The organism is Rhizobium sp. CCGE531, assembly GCF_003627795.1.
Lineage (GTDB): Bacteria > Pseudomonadota > Alphaproteobacteria > Rhizobiales > Rhizobiaceae > Rhizobium.
Genome location: NZ_CP032687.1, coordinates 555937 through 577596, shown reverse-complemented (window position 1 = coordinate 577596; position 21660 = coordinate 555937). Strand labels below are relative to the sequence as shown.

Genomic DNA, 21660 nt, shown 5'->3' with positions numbered 1-21660 from the left:
TCATGATGCTCTCCGGCCTGGCGAACCATTCGTTCGCATCAGCGCCATCAACATCGGCCCAAGTGAAAACTCTCCGCGTTCTGCCTTGCGGGTGAGGTCACGCAAATAACCGCCCGCATTGTTGATGTGCCCTGCCCTTTCGAGGATGCAGGCCATCACGGCCGCAGCATTCTCGGCACCGAGTGCCTCACAGGCATTCTGGTAGGCACTCGGACTGACGGCCAGCATCGATCGCACGACCACCGCGGCTGACATGAGATCGCGCCAACTCCCGACCGCCCCGCCCGGCCCGTAATTCGAAATCTCAGGGCAGGCCTGCAAGACCATTCCCAGTGGAAAAGCCTTTATCGGCTCTCGCATTCGCCCAATGTCTGGGTTCGATTTCGGCCCCTGCTCTTTTTCAGAGCAAGGTTCAAATTCATTGCTGGATTCGGGTTTTGAATTCTGTATGTGACGTCCAATTTGGACATCATTGCTATCTGTTTTTTGAGAATCTTCCTGAAATTCCAGTTGGTTGATGATCTCTTCACGCAACATTCGCATTTCGTCGAGGACGGATTCAATATCTTTGAGGGTTGGGGAGCGGGGGATGCCTGCGAGCAGCTGCACGTAGTAGCCCTCCAGCTTTTCCCAATCGCCAGAAGCGCCCTCTTCTATCGCAGCCGTCAGCAGCTTACGAACGTCACGACGGCAGATCGTCAGTGCTTCCTTGGCGCTGCGGAAGTGCCGGCGCTCGGCTGCTATCTGCTGTGCGAGCTGCGCAAGCTCTTCGGCGCGAGCAAGCAGCGGCGCGAGGCTGAAGCCGAACGCATCTTCGATCTGGCCGCCCTTGTCCTTTCGGGCGTATCGTTTGCCATTAGCACTGTCTTTGCGCTGGATCAGTCCAGCATCGACGAGTGCAGCAAGGTGGCGGCGCAATGTCGTGCCAGCAATACCATGCGCTCGAACGGAAAGCTGTTCATTTGATGGGAACACCACCAGGCCGCGCTCTTCCGAAAGCTCATTGTCGGGATAGAAGGTCAAGAGCGCATCAAGAACGGCAAGGGCGCGGTCCTGAATGCCGAGCACTGCCCTCGCCTCCGAGGCATCGCGAAAGATCTTCCATTTGGCGGCCGTCTTACCTGGCCGCATCTCAGCCGTTTTCATTTGCCCTCTTACCTGGGCAAGCGATATCGGCCGCCGCCCGAAGGGCGTCGTCACACTTCCACTCTGCATTTTTTCTCTCACCTTAATTGAGGCAAAAGAGATCCGCCCGCCAAATCGACGGTTACGACTCTTGACAGGGATTCGTGGAAATGCGATTCTCAATCTTGCTTAGGGAATACGAGAAGGGCTTCCACGACTTGGTCGTTTGGGGGCCTTTTTCTTTTGCGGCTTCAGTCTCCTTTGCTTCCCTCCTTCAGGAATTGCTCGTAGAGCGCATCCAAATTGCGGGAAAGATATTCTCCGAAACGGCCAGCATTCTTCGCCTTCATCGAGAGCGAGAAAGCTTTGCCCGTATTCTTGATTTCGGCCTGCACTGCCTTGTCCCGGGGCTGCCACTTCGCCTTTTGAGTCGAAACCTCCGCCTTCCTCACGGGCCGCGCTGTTCTGTTGAGCGCCTTGTACAGAGATGAAAAGCGTTCATCGGACGGCAATGCGTCGAAGCCGTCCGTGCTCAAAACTTCTGACACTTTGCCGCTATTGGCGAATTTTCCGACTAGAAGTGAAAGCTCTATCCAGCGCTCTCGGCCCACACCGGGAGCCGACCCGATTTTTTCTATGACGTTAGCCGAGATGCGCTCTGCCACCGTCATCATCTTCGAGACCGAAGCCGCATTCGCGGACAATGCCAAGGAAATCACCTCTCGGCCGTAACCAAGATCATCCAGGCGCTTGGCAAATAACGCCCTTTCGATAAAAGAGAGATTCGCGCGCGCGGAATTTTCCTGCCCTTGAGCAATGACATGGGAACGGTCGTCGATTGCCTTGACAATAGCCCGGACTTTTCTGCCGAGGTCCCTTGCTGCCCTTACCCGTCTGTGGCCGAAGACAACCTGATAAAGACCATCGACCTTTGTATGGGGCCGCACGAGAATAGGCGTATCCTGCCCACGTACCCTAATTGCCTCTAGCAGATCTTGATACTCGCCGTCGTCGTCTGATATCCGATCCTTTACGAAGGAGCCTTCAATTTGTGCCGGATCAAGTTCGATAATTGCCTCGCCTTCGAGATATTTGTCAGCCTGCTTTGCCAGCTCGTCCAGCGAACGCACGAGAGATTTGCCTGCGCCTCGCATTGGATATGCAGGTGCCGTGCCGCTATCTTCATGCAGGTCAGCAAGTCCCTCGAGCAGATTTTTCCGTGCCATCTCATTTGCTCCGAGCAGCCGTTAGCTGCTTGTTTTTCCGCATAAAACGTTCGTTTTTGTCAGCTGACAAATCGACGTCCCCATGACTCGTGAACGAGGCCGGCAATTTCAGCATTCACTGCATCCAACGATTCCATCGCACGGTCATACGTGCCTCTATTCATGGATGCCCGATCGACTTCGTACAGAGTTTGCTTGGTAATTCCGGCATCTGAAACCGCCGTCGACTTCACCATCTGGTTCTTTAGTATGAACTCGTTGAACATCGTGGACATAAAGCCGACCATCTGGGCTTGCGGAACATCGGTCGGCTCGTAGCGCGTAATCAAGTATCTGTACCAGGAGAGGTTCACTTCCGCACCAGCGGCACGGATCGGCTTTAGAATTCCACCAAGCATCAGAAGGAACTGACCCATCGACATCACGTCGAGCATCTGCGGATGGATTGTTATCAGAACACTTGTAGCTGCGGTCAGTGCGGTCAGCGTCAAATATCCGAGCTGCGGTGGACAGTCGACGACGACGACATCATAACGATCGTCGACCTCAGCCAAAGCCCGCGATATGCGGGTGAAAAACGTTTTGCCTTCATTAGAAGACTTATCAGACATCGCAAGCGGCGTGTCATATTCATACTCCTGCAAATCGAGGTTTGCAGGGACAATGTCCAATCCAGGAAAATTAGTGGTCTGGATGATCTCCGAGATCGGCTTTCTCGCACCATCATAGCGAATGGCATCATAGATGGACGCGATCTGATCGAGCTCCGGTTGGAAGCCGTGCAGAGACGAAAGGGATGCTTGAGGGTCGAGGTCTACGGCAAGGACGCGATGCCCCGTCAATGCCAGGTACTGCGCTAAATGCGCGGCGGTCGTGGTTTTCCCCGAGCCCCCTTTGAAGTTGACTACAGCAAGCACCTGCAGCTTTTCACCGCCGCGCCGGTGGGGAACATACATGCGGTTGTCGGATCGACCGTGCGTATCCAGATATTGACGCAGTTCCAACATCTGTTCGGCGGTGTAGGAGCGACGACCGGAGGACGATGTTTGAGGGGAGGGGCCCTTTCCGTCCAGATGCAGCTTTTTCAATGTGCTCTGCGATACGCCGACATAGGTCGCGACCTCCGCCAGCGAGAAGCTTCGCAATGTCTTTTTCGCGTTGGGCGGGAATCGTTGTACGCTAAGTAGGTGCAGCTTTTTCGAGATCAAATCACCCTGTTCTAGGATTTGATCTTCAAAGTGCATCGGCATCTTAAGCGAAGCCATCGAATTAGCGTTCATTGTCAGAAATCTTTCAGATAACGGTTTTCGGCCCGATATTGCCACTGAACCGTTATTATGTCCGATTCTCGCGGGCCGGCAAGGAAAATGCGGCTAATAAACTGTTAATAGCCGGGACGCCCCTTGACCTATGGTTAACGCCGCCATCGGTATTTCCCTTGCAAATCCAATCTGTTACCGCTCCGAGTCACAACGTTCGTTGCATATTTGTTCACTGGTGATTCCTACAACTAAGGGAATAACACGCGAGATCAGATCAGCGCGTTGTCGCCCAAAACCGCGCGCGACTCACCAAAATACCTTGTAGGATTCTACAACTGCCCAGCCATTCTAATCCGTGCTGATCTTTGTCGATAAATTTAAGCGACGGAGATCAGTATGAAGGTTGTTGCGATATCGACCAGACATGGGCTTCCTGCACAGCACCTTCTCGAAGCACATCATCGACTTCGAGCTCAAGTGTTTTCAAATCGGTTGGGTTGGGAGGTCGGTGTTCTTGACGGCCGGGAAGCGGACGTCTTCGACGCTCTCCAGCCGACTTACATACTCGCCGTATCGGACAGCGCTCGTGTGGCAGGATGCGCTAGACTCCTGCCGGCCATGGGTCCGACGATGGTGACCCATGTCTTTTCGTCACTGCTAACGCATGGACACCTAAACGCCCATCCAAGTATGATCGAAAGCTCCCGTTTTTGCGTGGACACAACCTTGGTCGATCTTCGCGGAGGAGGCCTCGTCCACGAGGCCACTTTGACCATGTTCGCAGGCATCATCGAATGGTGCATCGCAAATGGGTACACGGAGCTCGTCACGGTGACCGATCTTCGATTCGAGCGGATCCTTGCACGCGTTGGGTGGCACCTATCGCGATTGGGCGAACCAAAGAACATTGGCAAGACAATTGCCGTCGCGGGCACCTTACCGGTGAACGCCGAGACATTCCTGAGGCTTCGTCCATCCAGTTACCGTTCTGAATTCATCTCCCCAGATGGGCAGCGGAAAAGGAGAAATCCATGAACCAGCTCCGCTCTCACCACCGGCTTGTCTGCAAACTTCAAGACGCGCTCGGCCATAAGCTGTGCGCCGCATTGGAAGACGTGGATGTGATCGAAATAATGCTCAATCCGGACGGAAAGCTCTTTATTGAGCGCCTCGCTCACGGCGTTGCGGCGGCCGGCGAAATGTCCCCCGTCGCCGCGGAAACGGTGATCGGAATTGTGGCGCATTTCCTTCAGTCCCAGGTAGACACGAAGCAACCGATCATCTCCGGCGAGCTCCCGATAGGTGGGCACCGCTTCGAAGGCCTTTTACCACCAGCGGTCGCCAAGCCAGCCTTTACGATCCGCCGCCGTGCCCCACGCCTAATTCCGCTGGAAGAATATGTGCGGTCAGGCGCGCTGACGGGATGCCACGCCTTAATGATCCGAAAGGCGATTTCCAAAAGGCGAAACATCATCGTATCCGGGGGCGCCGGTTCTGGCAAAACGACGCTTGCGAACGCGTTGATCGATGAGATCGTCAAATTCGCCCCCGAAGACCGTTTGGTGATCCTCGAAGATACCGCCGAAATTCATTGTTCGGCCGAGAACGCCGTTCTTCTGCATACCAGCGATACCGTTGATATGTCACGATTGCTGAAGAGCACGATGCGACTGCGCCCCGACAGGATTGTCGTCGGCGAAGTCCGCGACGGTGCCGCGTTGACTCTGCTGAAGGCGTGGAACACCGGTCATCCCGGAGGCGTTGCGACAATTCACTCGAACACCGCCATGTCGGCCCTCCGCCGCTTTGAACAATTGACCGCAGAAGCAAGCCAGCAGCCGATGCACGAGGTTATCGGTGAGGCAGTCGACCTCATCATCTCCATTGAACGGACACCGCGCGGGCGACGGGTTCGAGACGTCATCCACATCGAACGGTTCGCGGAGGGCCAATACCAGATCGGTTCAGACCAACTCGATGAGGAAGAGGAGGCCCGTCATGTCGCGTAAGCCTTCGCTCGCCAAGGTCACATTCTCTGTCCTAACGACAGTTCTCGCTTCGCTTGATCCGGCACTCGCCAGTTCGGGCGGTGGCGGACTGCCCTGGGAAGGACCACTGCAGCAGATTCAAGAGTCGATCACCGGACCTGTCGCAGGATACATCGCACTTGCGGCTGTCGCCATAGCCGGCGGCATGCTCATATTTGGTGGGGAGTTGAACGACTTCGCGCGGCGACTTGTATACGTGGTTCTCGTCGCCGGCATTCTGCTCGGTGCCACGACCATTGTGGGCCTGTTCGGCGCGACTGGAGCTTCAATTGGCCTGACGAGGGAGCTGGTCGCCTCGGACGGCTTCCAAGGCGCAGGAGTGACAAATGGCTGAGTCCGCGTCCGGTCTGCAGCGGAACCGCATCCACCGCGCGCTGTCGCGCCCGAACCTTCTGGTGGGCGCGGACCGGGAACTGGTGCTGATCACCGGCTTGGCCGCAGTCATCCTCATCTTCGTCGTTCTTACGATCTATTCGGCGCTCTTCGGCGTTGGCGTCTGGATTGTCATCGTCGGGCTCTTGAGAATGATGGCAAAGGCCGATCCGCTCATGCGACAGGTCTATGTCCGCCATATCTCGTACAAGCATTACTACAAGGCGACCTCCTCGCCGTGGCGCCGGTATTGAGAGGAACGCATGGTCGCTCTCAAACGCTTCCGGGCCCCCGACCCATCCTTTGCTGATCTCGTCCCCTATGCCGGCCTCGTCGACAATGGTGTTCTCCTGTTGAAAGACGGAAGCCTGATGGCCGCCTGGTATTTTGCGGGACCAGATTCAGAGAGCGCCACGGCCCTCGATCGCAACGAACTGTCGCGCCATATCAATACAATCCTCTCGCGGCTCGGGAGCGGCTGGATGATCCAGGTCGAGGCAGTTCGCATCCCGACATTCGACTATCCGTCGGATAATCGTTGTCACTTTCCCGATCCTGTAACTCGCGCGATCGACGCCGAGCGGCGGGCGCATTTCGCCCGCGAACAGGGGCATTTCGAGAGTAAACACGCGCTGATCCTGACCTATCGGCCGCTCGAATCCAAAAAAACGGCGCTCAGCAAATACATCTACTCGGACGAGGTGAGCCGCAAGAAGACCTATGCCGACACGGTGCTGTTCATTTTCAAGAACGCGGTCCGCGAGATCGAGCAGTATTTCGCCAATACGCTTTCGATCCGTCGCATGGAAACGCGGGAGGCTCTCGAGAGGGGAGGGGCGCGGGTTGCCCGCTACGACGAACTGCTCCAATTCGTTCGCTTCTGCATCACTGGTGACAACCATCCGATCCGGCTGCCGGATGCGCCCATGTATCTCGACTGGATCGCGACCGCCGAGCTTGAACATGGGCTGACCTCAAAGGTTGAAAGCCGCTTCCTCGGTGTCGTCGCGATCGACGGCCTGCCGGCCGAGAGCTGGCCGGGGATCCTCAACAGCCTCGATCTCATGCCGCTAACCTACCGCTGGTCGTCGCGCTTCATTTTTCTCGACGCGCAGGAGGCCAGACAAAAACTGGAGCGGACCCGCAAGAAATGGCAGCAGAAGGTGCGCCCATTCTTCGACCAGCTTTTTCAGACGCAGAGCCGTTCGCTTGATCAGGACGCCATGAACATGGTCGCCGAGACAGAAGAGGCTATCGCCCAGGCTTCGTCGCAGTTGGTCGCATACGGCTATTACACGCCCGTCATCGTTCTCTTCGATCACGATCGTGAAGGACTGCAGGAAAAGGCAGAGTCCATCCGCAGACTTATTCAGGCGGAGGGCTTCGGGGCGCGCATCGAAACGCTCAACGCCACCGATGCCTACCTCGGCAGCCTACCGGGCAATTGGTATTGCAACATCCGCGAACCGCTGATCAATACCAGCAACCTTGCCGATCTCATTCCGCTCAACTCTGTCTGGTCGGGCTCCCCTGTCGCGCCGTGCCCGTTCTACCCGCCGAATTCACCGCCACTGATGCAGGTGGCGAGCGGGTCGACGCCGTTCCGGCTGAACCTACATGTCGACGACGTCGGTCACACACTCATTTTTGGGCCGACCGGTTCGGGCAAGTCGACGCTGCTTGCACTAATCGCCGCGCAGTTCCGGCGCTATGAACGCGCCCAGATCTTCGCCTTTGACAAGGGGAACTCTCTCCTTCCGCTGACCCTTGCCACCGGAGGTGATCACTATGAGATCGGTGGCGACGCTCAAGAAGAGGCGAAGGCGCTGGCCTTCTGCCCGCTGTCGGACCTCTCCAGCGACAGTGATCGCGCATGGGCCGCGGAATGGATCGAGATGTTGATCGCGCTGCAGGGCGTGACCATCACCCCGGACCACCGCAATGCGGTCTCTCGCCAGATTGGCTTGATGGCCAGTGCAGCGGGCCGATCTCTCTCGGACTTTGTAAGCGGCGTACAGATGCGCGAGATCAAGGACGCGCTCCATCACTACACCGTCGATGGTCCCATGGGCCAGCTTCTCGATGCTGAGAAAGACGGACTGTTGCTTGGCTCATTCCAGACCTTTGAGATCGAAGAGTTGATGAACATGGGCGAGCGGAACCTCGTACCTGTTCTCACCTATCTGTTCCGCCGCATCGAAAAGCGCCTCGATGGCTCACCGAGCCTCATCGTCCTAGACGAAGCCTGGCTGATGCTCGGCCATCCGGTCTTCAGGAGCAAGATCCGAGAGTGGCTGAAGGTGCTGCGCAAGGCGAACTGCGCGGTGGTATTGGCCACGCAATCCATTTCCGATGCTGAGCGTTCCGGCATCATCGACGTGTTGAAGGAATCCTGCCCCACGAAAATTTGCCTGCCGAACGGCGCCGCAAGTGAGCCTGGGACCCGCGAGTTCTATGAGCGGATTGGCTTCAACGAGAGACAGATCGAGATCGTTTCGAATGCGATTCCTAAGCGAGAATATTACGTCGCAACGTCCGAAGGCAGGCGGCTCTTCGACATGTCGCTCGGCCCCGTGGCGCTCAGTTTCGTTGGCGCATCCGGCAAGGAAGACCTGAAGCGCATCCGCACGCTCAGTTCCAAACACGGCCGCGACTGGCCGATCCACTGGCTACGAACGAGAGGAGTTCAGGATGCCGCAGCGCTGCTCAACCTCGAATAAATTGCTCACTGGCCTGGCGGCTGTCGCATTGATGGCCGGCACTGTCGTGCCCGCAAATGCTGGAACTGCCACGGGTGCCGCCACCGAGTGGACGCAGGTCCTCAATAATGGCGAGCTGGTCGCTTTGGTCGGGAAGTCCGGCGAGCAGATCCAGAACCAGCTCACCCAGATCAGCCAGCTCGCACAACAGATCGAAACGCAGCTGAATATCTACCAAAACCTCCTCCAGAACACGGCGACGCTTCCGTCGCATATGTGGGGGCAGGTCGAAAGCGATCTCAACCAGCTGCGCAGCATCGTCGACCAGGGCCAGAGCATCTCGTTTTCCATGGGCAATGCGGATGATGTGTTGCAACAACGTTTTCAGAGCTACTCAAGCCTTAAAACCAACCTGCCAGACAATTCGTCGTTTTCTACCACCTATCAGTCCTGGTCCGATACGAACCGGGACACGATCGCCAGCACGCTGAAGGCGGCGAGTCTGACGGCCGAGCAATTCGATAGCGAGGAAGGCACGATGTCCTCGCTGCGGTCCATGTCCGAGACCGCCGACGGGCAGATGAAAGCCCTGCAGGTCGGGCATGAGATCGCCGCGCAACAGGTCGCCCAGATTCAGAAGCTTCGCGGCCTCGTCTCGCAGCAAATGACGATGATGGGCACCTGGCTCCAGACCGAACAGACCGACAAGGACCTTGCGCAGGCGCGGCGTGAGAAATTCTTCAGCGGGACTGCCCCTTCCACCTCCGGCGGCGAAAAGATGAAAGTCGAGTGGTAAGCACATGACAACAATATGTCTTCGGCGGCTCCGCACCGCGATGGTGATTGCCACCTTCTGCATGCTGGCAGCACAGCCGGCAGTCGCCCAAGAAGGTTCAGTGCTGACCTCATTACAGAGCCAGATCACCACGGCCGCAAAGGGGTGGGAAACTACTGTCATGGATGCGGCGAAATCCTTGTTCTGGATCCTCGCGACAATCGAGATTGGCATCGCCGCCGTCTGGCTCGCATTGCAGGCAGCTTCGCTAGACAGCTGGTTTGCCGAGCTTGTCCGGCGGATCATATTCGTCGGCTTTTTTGCCTTCGTTTTGGGACAGGGGCCGGCCTTTGCGAAGGCAGTGGTGGATAGTTTGTTTGAGATTGGGGCTGGAGGCGGCACGGCCTCCCCAGCAGACGTCTTCAATGCTGGACTCGCCGTCGCAACGAAGATGTCGGAAAAGATACAGTTCGGTCTTTTTGAGGACAACGCGTTGGCGATCTCGGCTGCTTTTGCAATGGTCGTCGTCGTCATCTCATTCTCGCTTGTCGCCGCGATTTTCGTGTCGGTCATGGTTGAGATGTATATCGGCCTTCTTGCCGGTATGATCATGCTGGGGCTTGGCGGCTCGTCCTATACAAAGGATTTCGCGGTCCGATATTTGGTCTACGCCTTCTCGGTCGGAATGAAACTCATGGCGCTCGTCATGATCTCGCGTATCGGATCAGAGGTGCTGATCGGGTTGGCAGACCAGCCCGACATTGGCGACCAGTTCCAGACTGCGCTTGCGATCGCTGGTATCGCTGTCGTGGTCTTCATTATCGCCATCTACGTCCCGAACATCATGCAGGGTGTTGTTCAGGGCGCGTCCGTCTCGGGCGGAATGGAGGCAATAAGGCACGGTGGTCAGGCCGCATCGTTTGCGACAGGAGCAGGGTTCCTCGCGGCGGGCGCTGCCGGGGCGGGATTTGCGGCGGCTCAAACCGCGCGCGCCGCGGGGTCATCCGTCGCAGGCGCAATGCTGCGGGGTTTCGGCGCAGGGATCGGCTCGGCAGGAAAAGCGGCGGGCTCGGCTACCAAGGAGAAGGCCATCGGCTCTCCCGGTGCCTACGCCGGGTCTATCCTAGGCCTTGCTAACGCCAAGCTGGATCAGGCGCGCAGTGGGCACAGCGGACCAAAGCCACTTCCCGAACTTAAAGACTAATAGCAATCAGAAAGTGATCGATCGATGGCAGCGAAACGCGCTCCCGAAAACCCGTATCTTGCCGCGCGCCAGGAATGGAATGAGCGATACGGCTCCTATGTGCAGGCCGCGGCCGCATGGCGCATCGTCGGCATACTGGGTCTGACCATGGCCGTGATCGGCTTCGGGTACGCGATATACCTAAGCACGCAGGTGAAGCTGGTGCCTTATATCGTCCAGGTCGACAAGCTCGGCACCTCGGTCACCTCAGGGTTCCCCGAGCAGATCGAATACGCGGATGTGCGGGTGGTGCGCGCCACGCTTGGCAACTTCGTAACGAGCTTCCGCAGCGTCACACCGGATGCCGTAGTGCAAAAGCAATATATCGATCGAACCTATGCGCTTCTGCGAGCTTCCGATCCCTCGACCCAGAAGATCAATGACTGGTTCCGCAGCAATTCGCCGTTCGAAAAGGCGAAGTCGTCGACGATCGCCATCGAGGTCAACAACATAGTGGCGCTCTCCAATCAGACTTATCAGATCGACTGGACCGAATACGAACGGGACCGGAAGGGCAAGGAAACCGGGACGCGCCGGTTCCGCGGAATCGCGACGGTTGCGCTTACCGCGCCGCAGGACGAGGCGACCATCCGCCTCAATCCGATCGGCCTCTACGTTAGGGATTTTGACTGGACGGCACAGCTTTGAGGGCAGGGGATTTGACATGCACAGAACAGCACTAATTGCAGCCACCGGCTGCTTGGCGGGACTCGTCTTTGTGGGCGGCGCTGAGGCGCAGACCATGACGGCAAATGAGGTGAATGGCACGACCATTTCCAGGAAATGGCGCGTCGCGCCCGGACTGGTGACGGCAGGCTCCGATGGCAAGGTCACCTTTCTCTTCGGCGAAACCCAGCCGTCCGTTGTCTGCTCGCCCTTGCAGGTCTGCGATATCGAACTCCAGAGCGGCGAGATCGTCCGCGATGTTCTCGTTGGAGATACTGTTCGCTGGAAGGTGGAGCCTGCCACCTCCGGTGCAATCGGCGGCCAAGCGATCCATCTGATCGTCAAGCCGTCGGAAGTAGGTCTTGTCACCTCGATGGTGGTCACGACGTCGCGACGCACCTATTACATCCAGCTCAAGTCACATCCGAGCCAGTACATGGCACGCGTCGGCTTCGAATATCCGGAGGACGTCTCGACCAAGCTCGCCGACATCAATTCCCGGCTCGAGACCGGCGGCATTCCCGGGGCGGCACCCGACAAACTGAACTTCTCATATTCCGTGAGTGGCTCGGCACCTTGGAAGCCGACGCGGGTCTATTCGGATGGCGTGAAAACCTACATCCAGTTTTCGAAGTCGATCTCAGGTCAGGATGCACCGGTGCTGGTCGTGATCCACGGCGGCCAGAGCCGCATCGTCAATTACCGAATGAAGAACGACTTGATGATCGTCGATTATGCCGTCGACGAGGCGATCCTCGTCTCCGGCGTCGGCTGGCGCCAGCAGAAGATTACCATTCGGCGAGGAGGCTAAGCTATGCACAAGCTTCTCGTCATCATCATCAGCGGCTTTCTCACCGCATGCCAAACTGCTGGGGATGGGTCTGACGCCAGGTCAAACGCCGCGCCGGTCTCCGGGCCCGCCGCAAGTGCCATCGCCGCCGACATGGCAAGCCGGCTCGCCGAGCAGATCAGTCCCGTGAGGTCGACGACAATCAAGATGGAAAGGGACACATCGGAGTTTGCGGCGGCACTCGAGGCGGCCCTCAAGGGCTCTGGCTACACCGTTCTAACCGACGGCAAAGTTGGAAAGGACGTGAAACCGGTCGAGCTCACTTACGCGATCGATGGCACTCAAGATCAGGTGCTCGCGCGGCTGTCAACACCGTCCATTACCCTTGGCCGCGCATACAAAGCAACGGCCGCCGGTGCGACGCCGGCAAGTCCGCTCTCCATCATGCAGCGTAATTGAGGGGAAAGGTATGATCCAATCGCTCCAGCTCGGCCCTTCAAAGCAAGCCGACGATCCGAAAGGAATGCGCCGCCTCAATCGGCTGCCAATTATTACCGCAACCGTCCTCATCGCGCTATTCTTCGGCGTGGTCGTGATCGGCCTATCGTGGCGAGGACTTCCCTTCAACTGGAGCTACGATATCGACAGCAACTTGAATACACCGGCGACGAACTTCGGTGACCAGCTCAAGCGCGGCATCAGTGACGGCATCATCGGCGAGCCAGGTGAGCGCGAAGTGCTCCAGCCAACACCCACCGTCGAGCAGAAGGTGGAGAAGGGAGCACCTGTTATAGACCGCCGGCCTACGGAACGGCAAGAAAGAGGCCCGCAGCTCGAATCAGAGGAGGAATGGCGAGCCCGCCTAAAGCGGGAGCAGGATGAACAATATATCCGTGAAGCTCAGCGCCAGCGGATGGCTCACCTGCAGGCGCGGGCAACCGCTTTGGACTCGCCTTTGAAGGTGGATATTTCTGATGTCGAGAAGGCCGCTAAAAGTTCCACAGACGCCGGTCGTCAGACTGCGACGACGACAGCCAACAATGCTTCTGATCTCTACACCGCCGCATCGAAATCCGGGCTGACGGCCCAGAACGTCGACCCGAATGCCCAAAGTTCGAAGGAGGATTTCTTCAATCAGGACATCAAGGATCTTGGCTATTTGCCGAATAAGGTCGTGCCGCAGATGTCGCCGTATGAGCTGAAGCGCGGCTCGGTCATTCCAGCCACGTTGATCACAGGTCTCAACTCAGACCTTCCGGGCCGGATCATCGGGCAGATCAGCCAGAATGTCTATGATAGCGCCACCGGCTACCGGCTCCTGATCCCGCAGGGAGCCAAGTTGTTCGGCCGTTACGATTCCAAGGTTTCCTTTGGCCAGGACCGCGTGCTCGTCGTCTGGACCGATCTGATCTTCCCGAATGGCTCGACGCTGCAAATCGGCGGCATGGCTGGGACCGATGGGGCAGGTTATGGCGGGTTCAAGGATAAGGTCGATCGGCATCTCTGGCGCACGTGGAGTTCGGCAGCACTTGTCGCGATACTCGGAACCGGCATCGACATGTCGATGCCCGAAAGCACGACGCTTGCCACCCAGGACACGGCCTCCGATGCCGCCAGACGGAATTTTGCGGACACCTTCGGTCGCGTTGCCGAGCAGACGATCTCGAAAAACTTGAACGTTCAGCCGACAATCCAAATCCGGCCGGGATACGAGTTCAATGTCTTGGTCGATCAGGATATCGTCTTCCCCTCTACGTACAGCAGTCAGTGATACAGCATCAGAAGAGATCTTTGTTTAACTTCATCTCTTGGTCAGAAGGTTTGATTGCGAAATAGAGGTGAATAGACGTTTGCGCGGGTGAGCGCAGATCTGTATCACTTCCGAAGGAGCGGGGGCGCCTTCACGTACAACAGAAAGGAGACAGGTCTGTGGATCCAGCCTTAAGCGCTCTCATTGACATGGTTGAAGCCTCATACGATGAACGGATGATCAAACGCGGGCTCAAAGGGTTCGTTCATTCGTGCGGATTTCAATTCTTTGCATATCTGCAAACGGAAGGCCTTAGCGCCCGCGCGCTCAGTTCCTATCCCGAGAAATGGCAGAAAATTTACCTAAGCAACCAATATTCTCGGGTGGATCCGGTCGTTACGGAAGCCAAACGCCGGATGGAGATGTTTTCCTGGGCGATCGATGACTGGCCGTCTCGTGGGAGCTCTGAGTTCAATCGTTTTCGGGATGAAGCGGTAGAACATGGCATTCGCAGTGGGGTGACGGTTCCCGTTCAAGGCAGTTTCGGCTCGATCATTATGCTGACATTCGCGTCCTCGGGGCATAAAGCTGATATTTCAAAATGTCAAAAGCAACTAAACCCGCTTCAGGCGGTGTTGGCAATTCACTATCGCCTGAAGATCATAGCTGCGTCGACGATCGTCGCACCCAGCCGGCTGCTTTCACCAAAGGAAGCGATGTGTCTTACGTGGGCGGCAAAGGGTAAAAAGGCTTGGGAGATTGCCATTTTAATGGGAATTACCCAACGAACAGTGCAACACCATTTCGATCGCGCACGCAAAAAGCTGAATGCCGCGACGATCCCTCAGCTCGTGGCAATCGCGAAGGACCGCGGTTTGGTTTAACCATCATTCGTTGTTTTCGGAGGGCACATCGGGAACATAACCAAGCGCATCGACGATTTCCGAGAGTTCTTCCTGCTGCGCTTCTGACTTCTTTTGACGATCGAGATACTCATCTTGCAGGCTCTTGAGCACGTCCCTGGAAGTCGAGGCGTTGGCGGTTGCAAGAGTCCACGCTTCGTAGACAGCTTCATCCGCGGCTAGAAGTCGGCGGTGCTCGCGGATCGCAGAAATTGCTAACGCTTTCAAATCGGCTTCTCGCATCGCTTTATAACGAGACTCTCTTTTGCCGCTTGTCTCGAATGAGACCTCGTTGTCCATCCGCTTCTCCTCTTACCTCGTTTGCGACCCGGCAAGGATCGAGACCTTCCGGTAGCGTATACGCTTTGCAGAATAGATCCCATCCTTCAGTAAGATGGGTGGCTACAAACTCGACAATTCATTGCTCGCAAGAAGAGGGCATCAGTGAACGCCTAATCACCCTGATTCGTATGAACATTCCATATCCGGAATACGGCTGTAGAGAATACTCCGTGGAGAAATACTCTGCAAGCCGCTGCTCTCTCCAGCATGGAGATTCGAGAGGTGTTTGCACGGAATCTGAAAGCCGCGCGTCAAGCCAAAGGCCTGTCGCAAGAAGAGCTCGCGTTTGAGGCAGGCATCGATCGAACTTATATCAGTTCTTTGGAGCGCAGTGTCTATAATGCAAGCATCGACGTTGTCGATCGCCTGGCGACGGTCTTAGGTGTTGAGGCGTCTGAACTGCTGAAACGTCGGCCTGAGACAAAAATTGAGCCACTGAGATGACGGGTACAGGGCTGGGAACCGAAAACAAGGCAAACAAGGACGCAATGCTCAGCGCGTCCTCAACCCCGAATGTCCGACAGGCTCTGGAGGAATTGCTATGCGGCCATAAAAGGTCATGCCATCCGGCGAACGTTCCGCGGTACCCTTTTTCGCCTGTGGCGTTGGCACTTTGGAATTGCCCTTCAACTTTTCGACGAGGATGATTATGCATGCCGGGGATGTTCCATCCGTCGCGCCGTTTCCGACGTAAGAAACTCGAGTGCTTATTTGCCTCCGATCCTCGAAAGATCGATCCGAATTCCGGCTTGGCCAATAACCTCATTCACCTTCGTCCGCATCTCGGGAGTGGTCGCGGTGGCTGGCGGTTCATCGACGGACCGCGCTTCGCTTTGCCGAGGCAATTCGATGGAGGCTCCTGGATCCTGCGCTTGAAACACACCGACGCCCTCGAACTCGCCGGCTTTCCACGCATAGAGCGCATCCTCGAAAATCTGGCGGAAGACGTCATCGCTCTTCGGATCGCCGTACCATTTGGCAACAATGCGCAGGACCTTGGCGAACATCGCCGTTCCCTTGCGCAGGTTCTGGCAAGCATCGACCAAATCCGTTTTGAGATCGGCCAGGTCCTTGACGCCCACACCGGCTGGAAACTGCGTCAGACCGACACGAACGACAGCGTTGCCGGCATATTGGCGCACGATGTCCATCGCCTCGTCGGGTGATCTGGCCTTGGGCACCAGGATCAACCGCCCTCCCGAGCGCACGGTCACCGCAAGGGGATCGGCAGAGCCCGCCGCCGCGACGAACTGCTCGACGATCGCGGGTTTCAGTGAAGGGTCGGCGCAGTCTTTGATAAGGGCGGCGTCGAGCATGGGACCTCCTCGGCATCAGGTGTTGAAAGAAAAAACGACTGGCCTGGAAAACAGCTTTGCCCAGGCGGCGGTGCTGGCGCGCTGGATGGCGACAATGGACGTGCCTTTGGTCCACCAGCCGTTGCCGACCGCAACGATCACGTCCGGACTGCCGAGCATCGATTGCAAGACCGGCCAGACGAGCAGTTGCTCGTAGCAGATCAGCACCGCCACCCGCCCGGAGCCGAGCGCGACGACAGGATTTGCAAAGATGTGCGCTTGCGCTCCGGCGTTGCCGCCGAAGAGCGGCTGCCAGGGCTGCCACATCGAGCCCGGAACCGGCATCCGTTCCCGGTAGAGGATCCGACTGCTATCTGCGGAGATTGCAACCACCACATTGTCGTATCCGGCCGCGTTAACGACTGCCGCGCCCGCGAGAACGGTCGTGTCATGCCCTGATAGCGCGCGGATCCAAAGCCGTTCGACCGTCGGCGTCCAGAAGCCCAACGTACTTTCAGGAAGGATGACGGTTCGAACACCGTCGGTCCCTCGTTCAAGCACCGTTGCAATTAGATCACGGTGGCGGGCCATGCTGGTGTCCCGCCCGACCGACGCACCCAATTCGAGATCGACGCCCCGCCAGGCTTCCGGTAGCTTCGGGTCCGTCCACGAAGCGGCGGACCAAAGCCAGAAGCCTATAAGGCCCATGGCGACAGTTGGGCAGAGGCGGGAAACGAGGCCCGCCAAGCCGGCTGTCGTGACGGCCAGTCCCCACCATCCCCATCCCGGAAACAACACGCCTGCGGCCGTGATGGGATGCGCCCAGCCGGTAATGCCGAAAGGGGGAACCACCATCAGTACGGCCGCCAGGACGTAGCGGCCCGGACGAAGGCCAACCTCCTTCGTCCACAGGAGCGCATGCGCCGCGACAAAGCTGGCCGAGGCAGCCAGCCACAGCAGCAGGCCCGGCCAGATATCCGCAGCATAGAAGGTGGCCACGCCTTGCGGCAGGCCGCGCGACGCCGACAGGAAATATGCTGCGGAAACCAAGGTTGCCGTCTTTTTCGTTCTCGACAGCGACCAGAGGACGGGAAAGCCGAGCGCCACCGGCAACAACAGCACGTGGCCGCTCCATGCCACCGATCCGACGCCGACCGAGGCGATGATAAGCAGCGTTGGCCAAACCCAGTCATGGCGCATAGGTCAGCACCTCACGCGCCAGACCGAGAATGCCGGATGTCGGCACAGGCCCGAAATAACGGGAGTCGAACGAGCCGGCGAAGGCCGCATGCAGGAAGACCTCACCGCCCGGTACCACGCCGCCCGAAAACCGTGTCAGCGGCCGACCTTCTCCGTCTTTTTCGGCGACAGTGGAAGCACGAACCAGGCGCCCATCGACCGTCACCTCGTTGGCGATCTCGACGCGCTGGCCGGCGACCGCGACCACCGACTTGATGAGCGGCGCGAGATGACCGGGGCAAAGTCCGGAGCGGAGATAGCCGCGCGCCCTCGCTTCGTGCATGGCGGCTGTGTCCGGTGGGCAGATGAACACCAGGTCGTCCACACCAGGCGAACGGTCGAGCGGGACAATCTGCCAGAGGCCAAGTGGCTCGCTCGGCGTAAGATTGATGCGATAGCTGCCTAATAGACCGGCCAGTCCGATCACTGCGATGGCGGCAGCAGAAACCGATGAAGTGACGGCAGCTTGTTTTCGCTGCGCCATGGCTCGCTCGCGTGTTCGACCCGGACGCGTCATTTGAGCGAGAGCCCCTGGCTCTTCGTTTGCCGCAGCGTCTCGGCCTGCTTCAACGCCTCGGTCGTGCGCTCATGCGCGGAAAGTTGCTGCACCGTTCGCATCGTGCTCCAGGCCGATTGCACTTCCGCCTTCTGCCCGGCAGACATGCTCGAGGTCACCGACTGGAAGGTCTGACCTGTCATGTCTTTGGCGGCGAGCGGTAGGAAGGTGCGTTCCCCGAAACGTTCCGATACGGCTCTCGCAAAACCTTCGAGTTCGGCTTTCACCATTTTGTCGGCGAGCGCGTTTTCGAGTCCTGCGGGAAGGTCGTTGCGATCGATGGCGTCACGGACGCGTTCGAGCGTCTGCTTTGCCGCCGGCGACAGCGCCGGGATGTCGAGAGAGATCTTCATGCGGACGGCGCGCTCCTCGGCGTCATATTTGTGTTCCGCCTCCGTGCGCTGCCGCAGATAGCGTTCCAGGTTTCGGGCAAGCGCCGGCGCATTGGTGACGGCCCTCTCATGGGCCTGCTTGTCGGCGCGGCCGGCAAGGATCCCGGTCTTGCCTTTCAGCGCACCAAAGGTCTCCGGCTCGGAACCGATCTTGGTGATCGTCGATTTCGCCGCCGCTTCGTTTCTCAGCATCGCATCGACGTTGACAGCCTTGAACGCGTCTTCCGGCTGAGCGTAGACGAGATGGAAGCGCGCTGAGACTTCCTCCCATTGCTTCTTCAAGCCGGGGTCCGCTGCAAGCAGGTCCTCGACGACCTGTTCCAGCGATTTTGGGAACGTGGTGATGCCCGATACCATGGGTTTTGCCTCCTGCATGCTGTGCGATTGACTGGTCTTGGCCGCGCCGGCGGACAGACCAAGCCTGCGGGCGATTGCCGCCAGACGAGCGCCAAGCGCGGCGAGCTTCGACTTTTGCCGGACGGTCCATTCGATCCGGTCGCGAACGACAGTGCGTGCGACGTTAACGAGGTGAAGGCCACGGGCGTCGGCGAAGCGAAGGGCTTGGGCGTAGAAGCGGCCACTCGCATAATCGAGCGTCGTTTCCTTGGCTTGTCTGCGCGACAGGATCGGGATCAGGCCGCCTGCCTTGGCGAAAGATCGGCGGCCGTGGTAGAGACCGAAGTCCTCTCGGTGACGGGTCATGGCCACGTAAGTGAGATGGCGGTCGAGAGAGAGGGAAGCCAGCACCTTCACCCTATCGACGGTGGCACCCTGGCTCTTATGGATCGTGGTGGCATAGCCGTGATCGAGATTGGCGTAGAAGCGTTGTTCGACCGTGACCTGGCGGCGGTGTTCGCCGTCTCCGACTTCCGCGACAATACGCCCGGGCGTTGCGTCCACGACCTTCGCCAGCATACCGTTCTTGACGCCGAGCGAGCCCTCGTTCTTCAGGAACACGATCTGGTCGCCGGCCGCGAATTTTCGGTGCCCGTCTTCGGTCCGGAAGGCGAAACCGTCGGCGACGAGACCGCGTTCGACGAGCTTTGCGCGAGCCATGCCGTTGAGCATGCGCACGTCTCTTCGCAAGTGCGCAAGAATGAGGCTCGACCTTTGCGGATCGTAGTCGCGGTTCCAATCGGCAATCAGCGCCTGCACGGCATCGGCCTTGAGATCGGCTCCGCTGACGCGGCCCTGGGCGCGATAGGCTTCGACGGCTCTGCCGATATTGCCGCGGGCCAGATCGAGCGACGCCTCGCGCATCCACTGTTCACGCTGGCGGTAGATGTTTTCGAGTTCGCCATAGCCGATGCGGTCGGCAATGGCGCGGAAGGCAGCGCCGGCTTCGATCGGCTGGAGCTGTTCCGGATCTCCGACAAGCACGAGTTTGGCGCCGGCCTTGGTCGCCGCTTCGACAAACAGCGCCATCTGCCGCGACGACACCATGCCCGCTTCGTCGAGAACGAATACGGTTTTGTCGTCCAGCTGATTGCGGCCTTGGTTCCAGCGCAGTTCCCATGATGACAGCGTGCGGGAGAGAATGCCGGCTTCCTTCTCCAGGCCCTCGGCGGCCTTGCCCGCAAGCGCCCCGCCGACGACGCGATAACCGGCCGCTTCCCAGGCTTCGCGCGCCGCCTTCATCATCGTCGTCTTGCCGGCGCCTGCACGTCCGATCACCGCAGCGATGCGCTCGCCGCCGGTAACATGTGCGATCGCCGTCTTCTGCTCGTCCGCCAGGCGCAGGTGGCGGGCGAAGGTGGCTTCGCGCACAGCGTCCGCAACGCCGTGAGAAGAGCGTTGAGCCAGCCAGATCGCCCGGTTGGCCATCTCTGCTTCCAGCCGGACGAGGTCCCGCGTCGTGTATTTCGTCGGCACGCGTAGGCCGCCTGAAAACTCGATCCGCTCGCGTTCGAGCCGGAGCGTTTCGGGGCTCTGCAGGATCCTTGCCATCAGACTTTGGAAGAGGCCAGCGTCGTCTATGTAGCGGTGGAGGATCTTGGCAACGTCGCGTTCGTCGAAGACGCTCTTCTCCCGCGTGATCAGGTCGAGCACGAGCTCGGGACGGCGCTGAATGCGGCGGGCGTTTTCGGCCCGGCGCTCCTCCTGCAGCTCCAACCGCTCCAGCGAAGGGGCCCGCTCGGCTTCCGCCGACTTGCGCTCGATCGCCTTGGCGCCGACACCGAGGTGGATGGTTGGCGTCAGATTGATCCCCTGCTTCTCGAAGGAATGGCCGTCGACGCGGAGATCGAGGCCGGCGCGCGCCAGGTGCCGGTTCTGACAGGCGAACCAGCCGTCACGAAAGGCATTGAAATCGTCGAGGCTGCCGGCCCAGAGCTCGTAGACGATCTTGCCGGCATCGTTGCGCACTGGCTTGCCGCCAGGGCCGGTCACTGCAACCTTCTTGGCGCCGAACCCGTCTTCGGTCAGCGGCCGGAGCGTCGTCATCAGGTGCACATGCGGATTGCCGGGTGCATCGTGATAGACCCAGTCGGCGATCATGCCCTTCGACGTGATGTGACGCTCGATAAAATCCCGCACCAGTTCGATGTTCTGCTCGCTTGAGAGCTCCATCGGCAGCGCAACGGTCACATCCTTTGCAAGCTGGGCATCGACGCGTTTCTCGAAGATTTCGACACTGTTCCAGAACGCTTCCGACGCGCCGGAGACGGATCGGTCGGCAATCATCGTCCGCAGCCATGACGGCGCATCGGCAGGGATGACGAACTCCTCGTGCAGCAAGCCCTGCTTGCGGGTGTAGTCGATCGTGCGGGCCTCCCGCTCGTACTCCATCTTGGCGCAATGCCGATAGGCCGCCGACAGCACAGCGCTGCGGCCGGAGCCGCGGGCGACGATGCTGACGGAGAAATGAGGAACGGCCACGGCGGAATTCTCTCCCGATTCCGAGCAAAATCAACATGTTCGCCAGCGAGATCGGCTCCGCCAGGCGCTCTCAAAAGAACGTCGCGCCAGCGACGTATAAT

The 21660-nt window shown here is 58.6% G+C and carries 21 protein-coding genes; 13 read left to right on the top strand and 8 right to left on the bottom strand.

What is annotated here, in order from left to right; all coding sequences use genetic code 11:
* The 3 genes from repC to repA all read right to left on the bottom strand — a co-directional run bounded on the left by repC (window position 1) and on the right by repA (window position 3631).
* On the bottom strand, window positions 1-1215 hold the full coding sequence (repC, locus tag CCGE531_RS32675; RefSeq protein ID WP_120670998.1) for a plasmid replication protein RepC: 1215 nt from the start codon (window positions 1213-1215) through the stop codon (window positions 1-3).
* 161 nt (window positions 1216-1376) lie between these two features.
* Window positions 1377-2351 carry a plasmid partitioning protein RepB gene (repB, locus tag CCGE531_RS32670; RefSeq protein WP_004119861.1) on the bottom strand — a complete coding sequence of 325 codons (975 nt, stop codon included), beginning with the start codon at window positions 2349-2351 and terminating at the stop codon, window positions 1377-1379.
* A 59-nt stretch (window positions 2352-2410) separates the two neighbouring features.
* On the bottom strand, window positions 2411-3631 hold the full coding sequence (repA, locus tag CCGE531_RS32665; RefSeq protein ID WP_028755142.1) for a plasmid partitioning protein RepA: 1221 nt from the start codon (window positions 3629-3631) through the stop codon (window positions 2411-2413).
* 378 nt (window positions 3632-4009) lie between these two features.
* Between repA and traI the strand changes: the two genes are divergently transcribed.
* The 12 genes from traI to CCGE531_RS32605 all read left to right on the top strand — a co-directional run bounded on the left by traI (window position 4010) and on the right by CCGE531_RS32605 (window position 14840).
* Window positions 4010-4648 carry an acyl-homoserine-lactone synthase TraI gene (traI, locus tag CCGE531_RS32660; RefSeq protein WP_004119859.1) on the top strand — a complete coding sequence of 213 codons (639 nt, stop codon included), beginning with the start codon at window positions 4010-4012 and terminating at the stop codon, window positions 4646-4648.
* Window positions 4645-5622 (top strand): P-type conjugative transfer ATPase TrbB, encoded by a 978-nt coding sequence (trbB, locus tag CCGE531_RS32655; RefSeq protein WP_004119858.1) that lies wholly within the window; start codon window positions 4645-4647, stop codon window positions 5620-5622. The genes traI and trbB overlap by 4 nt, the downstream gene beginning before the upstream one ends.
* A complete protein-coding gene (locus CCGE531_RS32650; RefSeq protein WP_004119857.1) occupies window positions 5612-5995 on the top strand; it encodes a TrbC/VirB2 family protein in 384 nt (127 codons plus the stop codon). Before trbB ends, CCGE531_RS32650 begins: the two co-directional genes overlap by 11 nt.
* Entirely contained in the window at window positions 5988-6287 is a 300-nt protein-coding gene (locus tag CCGE531_RS32645; protein ID WP_004119854.1) for a conjugal transfer protein TrbD, read from the top strand. The genes CCGE531_RS32650 and CCGE531_RS32645 overlap by 8 nt, the downstream gene beginning before the upstream one ends.
* Window positions 6288-6296: 9 nt before the next feature.
* Entirely contained in the window at window positions 6297-8753 is a 2457-nt protein-coding gene (locus CCGE531_RS32640; protein WP_065091804.1) for a conjugal transfer protein TrbE, read from the top strand.
* A complete protein-coding gene (trbJ, locus tag CCGE531_RS32635) occupies window positions 8725-9528 on the top strand; it encodes a P-type conjugative transfer protein TrbJ (RefSeq protein ID WP_004119852.1) in 804 nt (267 codons plus the stop codon). The genes CCGE531_RS32640 and trbJ overlap by 29 nt, the downstream gene beginning before the upstream one ends.
* 4 nt (window positions 9529-9532) lie before the next feature.
* Window positions 9533-10711: a P-type conjugative transfer protein TrbL gene (gene trbL / locus CCGE531_RS32630; protein ID WP_004119851.1), complete on the top strand. Its 1179-nt coding sequence runs from the start codon at window positions 9533-9535 to the stop codon at window positions 10709-10711.
* A 24-nt stretch (window positions 10712-10735) separates the two neighbouring features.
* Window positions 10736-11398 carry a conjugal transfer protein TrbF gene (locus CCGE531_RS32625; RefSeq protein ID WP_004119850.1) on the top strand — a complete coding sequence of 221 codons (663 nt, stop codon included), beginning with the start codon at window positions 10736-10738 and terminating at the stop codon, window positions 11396-11398.
* A gap of 16 nt (window positions 11399-11414) precedes the next feature.
* A complete protein-coding gene (gene trbG, locus CCGE531_RS32620) occupies window positions 11415-12227 on the top strand; it encodes a P-type conjugative transfer protein TrbG (RefSeq protein WP_004119849.1) in 813 nt (270 codons plus the stop codon).
* A 3-nt stretch (window positions 12228-12230) separates the two neighbouring features.
* Window positions 12231-12665 (top strand): conjugal transfer protein TrbH, encoded by a 435-nt coding sequence (gene trbH, locus CCGE531_RS32615; protein ID WP_004119847.1) that lies wholly within the window; start codon window positions 12231-12233, stop codon window positions 12663-12665.
* A 10-nt stretch (window positions 12666-12675) separates the two neighbouring features.
* The gene (trbI, locus tag CCGE531_RS32610) at window positions 12676-13977 is read left to right on the top strand and encodes an IncP-type conjugal transfer protein TrbI (RefSeq protein ID WP_004119844.1); all 1302 of its coding nucleotides are present in this window, start codon (window positions 12676-12678) and stop codon (window positions 13975-13977) included.
* A gap of 158 nt (window positions 13978-14135) precedes the next feature.
* On the top strand, window positions 14136-14840 hold the full coding sequence (locus CCGE531_RS32605; protein WP_004119842.1) for an autoinducer binding domain-containing protein: 705 nt from the start codon (window positions 14136-14138) through the stop codon (window positions 14838-14840).
* Between the two features lie 3 nt (window positions 14841-14843).
* Here CCGE531_RS32605 and CCGE531_RS32600 read toward each other — a convergent pair whose 3' ends face one another.
* Window positions 14844-15158 carry a transcriptional repressor TraM gene (locus tag CCGE531_RS32600; RefSeq protein ID WP_065091805.1) on the bottom strand — a complete coding sequence of 105 codons (315 nt, stop codon included), beginning with the start codon at window positions 15156-15158 and terminating at the stop codon, window positions 14844-14846.
* 249 nt (window positions 15159-15407) lie between these two features.
* On the opposite strand from CCGE531_RS32600, the gene CCGE531_RS32595 reads away from it, so the two are divergent.
* A complete protein-coding gene (locus CCGE531_RS32595) occupies window positions 15408-15644 on the top strand; it encodes a helix-turn-helix transcriptional regulator (protein ID WP_004119837.1) in 237 nt (78 codons plus the stop codon).
* 263 nt (window positions 15645-15907) lie between these two features.
* On the opposite strand, the gene CCGE531_RS32590 is transcribed toward CCGE531_RS32595, so the two are convergent.
* From CCGE531_RS32590 to traA, 4 genes are read right to left on the bottom strand one after another with little or no spacing between them, the layout of a single operon-like run.
* Window positions 15908-16516 (bottom strand): TraH family protein, encoded by a 609-nt coding sequence (locus CCGE531_RS32590; protein ID WP_004119835.1) that lies wholly within the window; start codon window positions 16514-16516, stop codon window positions 15908-15910.
* 15 nt (window positions 16517-16531) lie between these two features.
* A complete protein-coding gene (locus CCGE531_RS32585) occupies window positions 16532-17695 on the bottom strand; it encodes a conjugal transfer protein TraB (protein WP_004119833.1) in 1164 nt (387 codons plus the stop codon).
* The gene (gene traF, locus CCGE531_RS32580; protein WP_120670997.1) at window positions 17685-18251 is read right to left on the bottom strand and encodes a conjugative transfer signal peptidase TraF; all 567 of its coding nucleotides are present in this window, start codon (window positions 18249-18251) and stop codon (window positions 17685-17687) included. The genes CCGE531_RS32585 and traF overlap by 11 nt, the downstream gene beginning before the upstream one ends.
* Entirely contained in the window at window positions 18248-21559 is a 3312-nt protein-coding gene (gene traA / locus CCGE531_RS32575) for a Ti-type conjugative transfer relaxase TraA (protein WP_065091806.1), read from the bottom strand. The genes traF and traA overlap by 4 nt, the downstream gene beginning before the upstream one ends.
* Window positions 21560-21660 lie beyond the last annotated feature (101 nt).